The organism is Mesorhizobium sp. M4B.F.Ca.ET.089.01.1.1 (genome assembly GCF_004022605.1).
GTDB classification, from domain to species: Bacteria; Pseudomonadota; Alphaproteobacteria; order Rhizobiales; family Rhizobiaceae; genus Mesorhizobium; species Mesorhizobium abyssinicae.
On record NZ_RZOS01000253.1, the window covers coordinates 1 to 8248 of the forward strand.

9 protein-coding genes and 2 pseudogenes are annotated in these 8248 nt (G+C 63.7%); 4 read left to right on the forward strand and 7 right to left on the reverse strand.

Annotation, left to right across the window (positions count from 1 at the left end; all coding sequences use genetic code 11):
* From EN780_RS21555 to hemF, 5 genes and pseudogenes are all read right to left on the reverse strand, one after another.
* Positions 1 to 502, reverse strand: a pseudogene (locus EN780_RS21555) (peptidase S8 and S53 subtilisin kexin sedolisin); the annotation flags it as partial.
* A 14-nt stretch (positions 503 to 516) separates the two neighbouring features.
* Entirely contained in the window at positions 517 to 1095 is a 579-nt protein-coding gene (locus EN780_RS21560) for a hypothetical protein (protein WP_127282807.1), read from the reverse strand.
* Between the two features lie 280 nt (positions 1096 to 1375).
* Positions 1376 to 1561 carry a DUF1059 domain-containing protein gene (locus tag EN780_RS21565; protein WP_126058661.1) on the reverse strand — a complete coding sequence of 62 codons (186 nt, stop codon included), beginning with the start codon at positions 1559 to 1561 and terminating at the stop codon, positions 1376 to 1378.
* Positions 1562 to 1819: 258 nt separating this feature from the next.
* Entirely contained in the window at positions 1820 to 2080 is a 261-nt protein-coding gene (locus EN780_RS21570) for a DUF1344 domain-containing protein (protein ID WP_128275262.1), read from the reverse strand.
* 247 nt (positions 2081 to 2327) lie between these two features.
* Positions 2328 to 3242 (reverse strand): oxygen-dependent coproporphyrinogen oxidase, encoded by a 915-nt coding sequence (hemF, locus tag EN780_RS21575; RefSeq protein WP_128275263.1) that lies wholly within the window; start codon positions 3240 to 3242, stop codon positions 2328 to 2330.
* A gap of 112 nt (positions 3243 to 3354) precedes the next feature.
* Between hemF and EN780_RS21580 the strand changes: the two genes are divergently transcribed.
* Positions 3355 to 3612, forward strand: a complete 258-nt coding sequence (locus EN780_RS21580; protein ID WP_006202578.1) for a hypothetical protein — start codon at positions 3355 to 3357, stop codon at positions 3610 to 3612.
* Here the strand turns inward: EN780_RS21580 and soxR are convergent, their stop codons facing one another.
* Entirely contained in the window at positions 3613 to 4056 is a 444-nt protein-coding gene (soxR, locus tag EN780_RS21585) for a redox-sensitive transcriptional activator SoxR (protein ID WP_128275264.1), read from the reverse strand. It abuts the gene before it with no gap.
* A 151-nt stretch (positions 4057 to 4207) separates the two neighbouring features.
* Positions 4208 to 4666: a tRNA (cytidine(34)-2'-O)-methyltransferase gene (locus tag EN780_RS21590; RefSeq protein WP_128275265.1), complete on the reverse strand. Its 459-nt coding sequence runs from the start codon at positions 4664 to 4666 to the stop codon at positions 4208 to 4210.
* 460 nt (positions 4667 to 5126) lie between these two features.
* Between EN780_RS21590 and EN780_RS21595 the strand changes: the two genes are divergently transcribed.
* The 3 genes and pseudogenes from EN780_RS21595 to EN780_RS21605 form a co-directional block, all read left to right on the forward strand.
* The gene (locus tag EN780_RS21595) at positions 5127 to 5543 is read left to right on the forward strand and encodes a hypothetical protein (RefSeq protein WP_245500046.1); all 417 of its coding nucleotides are present in this window, start codon (positions 5127 to 5129) and stop codon (positions 5541 to 5543) included.
* A 25-nt stretch (positions 5544 to 5568) separates the two neighbouring features.
* Positions 5569 to 7449, forward strand: coding sequence for an ABC transporter ATP-binding protein (locus EN780_RS21600; protein ID WP_128275267.1), 1881 nt, complete (start codon positions 5569 to 5571; stop codon positions 7447 to 7449).
* 10 nt (positions 7450 to 7459) lie between these two features.
* A pseudogene (locus tag EN780_RS21605) lies at positions 7460 to 8248 on the forward strand (ABC transporter ATP-binding protein); the annotation flags it as partial.

Consider the following 8248-nt stretch of genomic DNA (forward strand, 5'->3'; position numbering starts at 1 on the left):
GGAGCACGTTCAGGCCCGCCGCCAGCGCAACCGACGAGCCCGTCGAGAAGTCCTTCGACCGGATGGCTGCCAGGGGCGCAACCATGCTGGCTTCCTGGCGGGTCCATTCGCCGTGCCGCTGGTTTTGCGTGCCGAGGCCGAAATTGCCGGAGAAGCGCGACGTGCTGCTGAAATCGTCGACGATGGTGATGGTGACGCCACTGCCCTTGTAGCCGGCCGCCCATGCGGCGCCGACCTCGGGGCTCATCCAGCTCTGCACCGTCGCTTGCGTCGTCGGCGTGGCCGGGATCGTGGCGCTCACGCAAATCGACCCTGCGCCGTGGCAGAGCGCGGCAGTCTGGTCGGCGTCGAGAGCTTCCTGCGCCGAAGCGATCGGCGCCGAGAAGATGGCAAGCGCGGCGGCGAGGCCGAATTTCCAGTGGTTGGCTGACATGCTCTTACTCCAGTCGAACAGGAACCAGGATGGACGATTGTGAACTTCGAGGCGGGTCAACCTGCTCATGTCAGCCTCCAAGGTCAGAAAGTAACACGGTAATTCAGCCAGAGACGCATGGTCTCCGGTTTAGCGTTAACCAGATATTTCAGGGTTTGCTCAGGTGCCATCTCGGTGGCCGCGAGCCGGCAGTTGACGCTGTAGGTGCCCAGGTCCCCATAGTCGGCCACGCACGGCTTTTCGGTGAGGTTGCCGCCGATCGTCGAGGTCAGCGAGAAGGACAGGGTGCTGCTCGCACTCGGGTGCATCTGAGTGAGGAAGCCGAGCTTGAAGCTGGGCTCGATGCTGTACTTCTCGGCGCTTTCTCCGGTGCCGAAACCCCACAGGATTCCGGTGTCTTCAGTCAGCTGGGTGAGAAAGTCGACGTGGAGGTCGACCCAGGTGGCGTGATACCACCGGTTGAACGATACCCACGATCCGCTCTGCAACTCATAGCCGCCGTCGCCGAGGCCTCTGGCCCGGTCACTGAGCTGCGAGCCCTGGTGCATGTCGACAAGCGACGTCGTCATCTCCTGCCCGGACGCCGGAGGCGCGCCAAGGAAGGCGGACAGCAGCAGCGCTGTCCAACGGAAACTACCTCGATTGCCGGACCTTTCGCGCATGCGCGAAAACACCTCGCCCCACCGTTTCCGGATCAGCGCCTGGTGGCGACGGGCTTCTCTGGCTGCCCCTGTATCCGGATTATCTCCCCGATGGTGGCACGCCTACCGTTACCGTCGGGTTATCCAAGCAGGTGCGAATATAAGTATTTGATTGAAAATATTTGCGCTCTTCGGCAGCCGCGGCCGGAAGTGGGGCGGGATGCCGTCGGATCCGGCATCCCCTTCGCCTGCTTGTTGGCCGGATCGCGCAAGATCCGTGATCTGATCCGGCCGGAAGCCGTTACGCGGCGTCACGCACCTTCTGGATACGCGAGCGGATCGCCTCGATCATCGTCTCGCGAATGGTTGTTTCGCCATGCGTCTCGCGCATATGCTCGACGGCACGGCGCATCACCTCGGCCTCTTCTTCGGCGCGTGTATGCCACTCACAGCCCGGCACGAGCGATCCGCAGTGGAATTCCTTCATCGGATTCTCCTTTCCTCCTTGGAGCGCCGACGGACATCCGATCCGGCACTCTGATGCGCGCACGATCCTTTTTCGAAAACCCCTTTCGTCGAAAACCTGGGGGCCTTCGGGTCGTGTGCTGGCGAGCAACCATAACACGGCTCGCTGGCTTTGGTTGCCGCAGGAGCCGAAAAAGGCGGAGCATCGCTGCTCCGCCCGTCTTACGCTACCTCGGAGCAAGACCGGAAATAGCCCTGTCTTGCTCCTGCGAGCAGGCCGTCACTTCATGATCTTGACTGCCTCGGCAACCTTGTTCTTGCCGCTCATGTCCCAGGAAACGCGAACCTTCTCGCCAGCCTGCAGGCCAGGATCCTTGAAGGCCTTGGACAGCGTAAAGGTGGATCCATCATCCAGAACGAGGCTCATGGCCGTTCCATCGAAGCTCTTCACCGTACCCGTGGTGTGCTTGACCGCCGCGAACGCGGCGCCACCAGTGGCGAGAAGAGCAGCGGCTGCTGCCGTCACAATAAGCTTGCGCATGGCATGTTCTCCTGGAAAATGCGGGCACCCGGTCGGGAAGGCGCCCACTCGATCAAAGGCCGTCCGGTCACGTCGGGTCGCGGCTCACGGGAGAGAAGAGCCGCCGGCGTTTCCCGGCCCGGAAACGACAAATAGCCCTGATTTTTCAAATGCCTATTAGACGAAAAAGATAATCCGGTCGCCACATTGCGCGCCCAGATTCGGCGAATGGGACGCCATTGCGGCTCACGTCCCGCTCACCGATATTTTACGGCCATCTTACCTCAGGCGGCAGGCTGGAGAGGATCGAGACGACATTGCCCCCGGTCTTCAGCCCGAAGATGGTGCCGCGATCGTGAAGCAAGTTGAATTCGGCGTAGCGGCCGCGCCGGACGAGCTGTTCGTCACGGTCGCCGTCGGTCCAGTTGTCGTTGAAATTGGACCGGACCAGGTGCCCGTAGACGACGAGAAAAGAGCGGCCGACATCCTGGACGAAGTTGAAATCGGCGTCCCAGCCGCCCGCGTCCTCGCCAGAATGCAGCCAGTCGAAGAAGATGCCGCCGATGCCGCGTGGCTCGCTGCGGTGCGGCAGATAGAAATACTCGTCGCACCAGTCCTTGAATTTGGCGTAGTCGGCGACGCCGGCGTTCTTCTCGCAGGCAAACCGCATGGCGCGGTGGAAGGAGAGCGTATCGGGATCGTCCTGGACGCGGCGGCGGTCGAGCACCGGCGTCAGGTCGGCGCCGCCGCCGAACCACTGGCGCGAGGTGACGACCATGCGCGTGTTCATGTGCACGGCCGGCACGTTGGGATTCCATGGGTGCGCGATCAGCGAGATGCCGCTTGCCCAGAAGCGCGGATCCTCCTCGGCGCCCGGCATCTGCTTCCTGAATTCGGGCGAGAACTCGCCATAGACGGTCGAGGTGTGGACGCCGACCTTCTCGAAGACACGGCCATGCATCATCGACATGGTGCCGCCGCCGCCCTTGCCTTCGTCCCGCTGCCATGGCGTTTTCTCGAAGCGGCCGGGCGACCATGAGGCCAGAGGCCCCTCCAGATCTTGCTCGATCTGCTCGAAGGCGGCGCAGATGCGCTCGCGCAATGCTTCGAACCACAGGCGCGCCTTCACCTTCTTCTCTTCGATGTCGGCAGGCAGGCCCACCGGTATTTCAGGTCGTTCCAAAATCAGGTCTCCAGTCGCGGACGATAAAGGACTCGTCTTTTCCGGGCGCGATCCCTAATCTCTCAGGGGCAAGGGTCAAGTCCTGTCTGACCACGGTGCAAGGAGTTCCTTCGTGCGCACCCCGGCAAGACCGCCGCTGGATGGCTTGAAGAAGAGGCTCGACCGTTCGCGCGCCGAGCGCGAGCGCATGCCGCGCGACGGCTTCCTGCGCGAGACCTTCGTCCTGCCGCGCTCGGACGCCCGCCTCAAGGCCAAGGAATGGTTCGAGCGCTTTCCCAAGCAGGCCTACTGGACCGAGATCGAAAGCTGGTTCGAACGGCCGGGCGACGTCATCGAATTCACGATAAGGCGGCTGCCGGCGGCGGATTGATCAGCGCGCCATCAGCCTGCGCGCTCCAGTGCCCTCCCGCGCCAGCCGGTCTTCCTTGTTCCTGAGCGGGCATTTGTCGATCGACATGCAGCCGCAGCCGATGCAGTCGCTCAGGCCGTCGCGCAGCTTCTTCAACTGGGCGATCTTGTGGTCGAGCCCGTCGCGCCAAGCCGTTGAAAGCAGATTCCAATCCTCGCGCGTCGGGGTGCGGCCCTCGGGCAGGGATTGAAGCGCCGCGGCGATCTCGGAGAGCGAGATGCCGACCTCCTGGGCGACCCGGATGATCGCCACGCGCCGCAGCACGTCGCGGCTGTAGCGCCGCTGGTTGCCGGCCGTGCGGTGGCTGCGGATCAGCCCGCGCGTCTCGTAGAAGTGCAGCGCCGATACGGCGACGCCGCTGCGCATGGCCACCTGGCCGACCGTCAATTCCGTTGCTGGAGCCATCTGCCACTTTCCGCTTGACCTCAAGTTAAGTTGAGCTTGTAGCGAAGAAATCCTGATCGGGCAAATGCAGGAGAAGGCGATGTGCGCCTGGACGAAACTGACTGGAGAAACCACGGCCCTCGGTGACGGCAGGGACGGCGGATCACGGATCCTATGCGAGCTGGCGGATCGCTTCGCCAGCGACCATGGCGACGGACAGCGCGACATTGATGCTGCGCGCGCCCGGCCGCATCGGGATGGTCAGGCGAGCATCCGCAGCGTCATGGACCGGATCCGGCACGCCTGCGGATTCGCGACCGAAAAGCAGAATGTCTCCATCGGCAAAGGCAAAGTCCGTATAGGCGGCAGCGGCTTTGGTGGTGAGCAGCACCAGCCGACGCGCGTCGCCCACGCGCCATTGCTCGAAGGCGTTCCAGTCGACATGCCGGGTCAGATCGGCCATTTCGAGGTAGTCCATGCCGGCCCGTTTCAGCGCCCGGTCGGAGAGCGGGAAGCCGGCCGGCTCGATGATGTCGACGCCAAGGCCGAGACAGGCGGCGAAGCGCAGGATCGTTCCGGTGTTGCCGGCGATGTCAGGCTGGTAGAGCGCGATGCGGAGACGGCCGTTCATTTCCGCGTCTTTCTAATAAGTGGCAGATCGGCCACAGAGATTTCCAGGTTTCGCAGATTGCTGGACTGGCGGGTGGTCATTTTCTGCGAAGTCGAGTATACGCCTCTCATTGTCAACCCGAACCGATGGAGGGGGAATTCATGATGACCATGCACAACCAGCGCCCCTCCTGGCGCCTTATGCGCTCCGCGGCGGTTTCGGTACGACGATTCTCCTGACTCTCTAAGACTTGATCGCACCGATTCCCCCGAACCCAGTTTTCGGTTCTCGAAGGAATCCTGCGATGTTTTTCAAACGCCCAAAGGGGCCCGACGCCCCACCTGACCGTGTCCTGACTGACGCCTGCCGTCATGTCCGGACCGACGCTGCGCGCACCGAAGTACTCGGCCGCTTCGGCCGAATGCCGGAAGTCGATGTTGCGTCACCCTTTTTATCGCATTTGCACATGGAGGATGGACCGATGTTCGATCCCTACAAAATACCCGGCTCCAGAAGCCTGCACGAGCGCAGGATGGCGACCTGGGCGCTGCTGGTCGGCGAGACCTACTCGTCGGCAGTCCACGCCGAGACGCGCCGGCGTCCGCATCGCGGCATGCTGCCGGACGTCGACTTCTCGCGCGCCGTGCCTGACCACAGCCGGCCTTCGCTGGTGCGCCGCATCATCAGGCTGATCCGGCCCGGCGCGAAAGGCCGGGCAGGCGCCAGTTTTTCGCCCGGAAACTCCGGGGCGTCAGGATCGTCGGCTGAGCCTGTCGGCGAAAAGCCCGCGACACCCTATATTGCGCGAAGCAGGGCCGGCGATGCAGATGATTCTGCATCGCCGGCCCGCGGCGCTGCGCGGTCGAGCATGCTTGTCCATCAATCCCGCGCCGCGTGAGCGCATAGACAGTCGAGTGCCTGCAATGTTCCGCTGGTTTGAAAACAAGCTCGATCCGTTCCCGGCCGCGGAGCCGGTCGAACCGCCGAAGACGCTGGTCGCCTTCTGCGTGCATTACACGCGCGGCGCCTGGCCCTACATCATCCTCGACGCGCTCCTGGTGACGGCGATTGCCGTCGCCGAAGTGTGGATGTTCGGCTTTATGGGCCGCATCGTCGACTGGCTCTCGGGGCAGAATCGCGAGACTTTCCTGCAGACCGAGAGCTGGAAGCTCGCAGGCATGGCTTTCGTCGTGCTGTTCGCGCTGCCGGGCACCGTGTGGTTCCACTCGCTTCTCAACCAGCAGACGCTGATGGGCAACTATCCCATGCGCATCCGCTGGCAGGTGCATCGCTACCTCTTGAAGCAGTCGATGGCCTTCTATCAGGACGAGTTCGCCGGCCGCATCGCCACCAAGCTGATGCAGACGGCGCTCGCAGTGCGCGAATGCGTCATCAAGCTTATCGACGTGCTCAACTACGTCATCGTCTACTTCCTCGGCATGCTGTTCATCGTCGGTTCGGCCGACTGGCGGCTGGCGACGCCGCTCGCGATCTGGCTGGTCGGCTATATCGGGCTGCTACGCTACTTCATTCCGCGGCTCGGCAAGGTCGGCGAGGAGCAGGCCAATGCGCGCTCGACCATGACCGGCCGCGTCGTCGACAGCTACAGCAACATCCAGACGGTCAAGCTGTTTTCGCATGCGCGGCGCGAGGCCAGCTTCGCGAAGGAGGGCATGTCAGGCTTCCTCGAGACGGTCTACCGCTCGATGCGGCTGGTGACGGTGCTCTACGGCCTGCTCTATATCCTCAACGCGCTGCTGCTGTTTTCCGTCACCGCGCTGTCGCTGTGGCTGTGGCTCGGCCAGGCGGTGACGATCGGCGCCGTCGCCGTGGTCATCGGCCTCGTGCTGCGCATGTGGGGCATGTCGCAGTGGATCATGTGGGAGATGTCCGGCCTGTTCGAGAACATCGGCACGGTGCAGGACGGCATCCAGTCGATCTCGCTGCCGCGCCTGGTGGAGGACCGGCCGGGCGCGAAGGACATCGCCGTCACACGCGGCGAAATCCGCTTCGACGACATCCGCTTCCACTACGGCAAGCAGAAGGGCGTCATCGAGAACCTGTCGCTGACGGTGAAGCCGGGCGAGAAGGTCGGCATCGTCGGCCGCTCGGGCGCCGGCAAGTCGACGCTGGTCAATCTGCTGCTGCGCTTCTACGACCTCGAAGCCGGCCAGATCCTGATCGACGGCCAGGAGATCGCGTCGGTGAAGCAGGATTCGCTGCGTGCGCAAATCGGCATGGTGACGCAGGACACCTCGCTGCTGCACCGCTCGGTGCGCGAGAACATCCTCTATGGCCGGCCGGATGCCACCGATGAGATGCTGATCGAGGCGGCGGGGCGGGCAGAGGCGCTGGATTTCATAGGCGGGCTGATCGACGCCAACGGCCGCACCGGGTTCGATGCCCATGTCGGCGACCGCGGCGTCAAACTGTCGGGCGGACAGCGGCAGCGCATCGCCATTGCCCGCGTCATGCTGAAGGACGCGCCGATCCTCATCCTCGACGAGGCGACGTCGGCGCTCGATTCCGAGGCCGAGGCGGCGATCCAGGAGAACCTCTACAGGCTGATGCAGGGCAAGACCGTCATCGCCATCGCGCATCGGCTGTCGACCATCGCCGCGATGGACAGGCTCGTCGTCATGGATAAGGGCCGCGTCATCGAGCAAGGTTCGCATGACGACCTCGTCGCCAAGGGCGGACTCTATGCGCAGCTCTGGCAGCGCCAGTCGGGCGGCTTCCTGCTCGACGAGGCGCCGGCCGAGGCCGCCAACGACATCGGGGCCAAGGGTCAAGCTGCAGAATGATGGCCACCGCATGATGACAGCCGTCTATCGCTGGTTCGAGCGCTGGGTCTATCCGTTCCGCGAGCCGGCGAACCTTCGGCCACCGACCGGTGTCGGCGGCTTCCTCTGGCACTATGTCGGACAGGCGAAGCTCGCCTTCTTCACAATGCTGATCATTGGCGGCATTGCGCCGCTGGTCGAGGCTGGGCTGTTCTATTTCGTCGGGCGGCTGGTCGACATCCTCGACCAACTGCCCGGCGAGCGTAGCTGGCATGCGCTGTGGACCGCCGCCGGTCCCGAGCTCCTGTTCATGGGCGCGGTGGTGCTGATCATCCGCACGCTGGTCGTCGGGCTCTCGGCACTGGTCGACGAGCAGACGATCACGCCCGGCTTCTACAATCTGGTGCGCTGGCAGGCGCATCGCCATGTCTCGCGCCAGTCCTACGCCTTCTTCCAGAACGACTTCGCCGGCCGCATCGCCACCAAGGTCTGGCAGGCGGGGCAGGCCACCGGCGACCTGATGGAGAGCTTCATCGAGGTCATCTGGTTCATGATCGTCTATACGGTGACGACGCTCGCGCTGGTCGCCGGCCTTGATCTCAGGCTGGCGGTGCTTGTGGTGCTCTGGATCGCCGCCTTCGGCTTTCTGGCCAAGCGCTATCTGCCGGCGATCCGCAGGCACGCCGAGGCGACCGCCGAGGCCGGCTCGATGATCAACGGCCGAATCGTCGATTCCTACTCCAACGTGCAGACGCTGAAGCTGTTTTCGGCCGATGGCGACGATCGCTACATCCGGAGCGGTTTCGACATCTATCTGGAC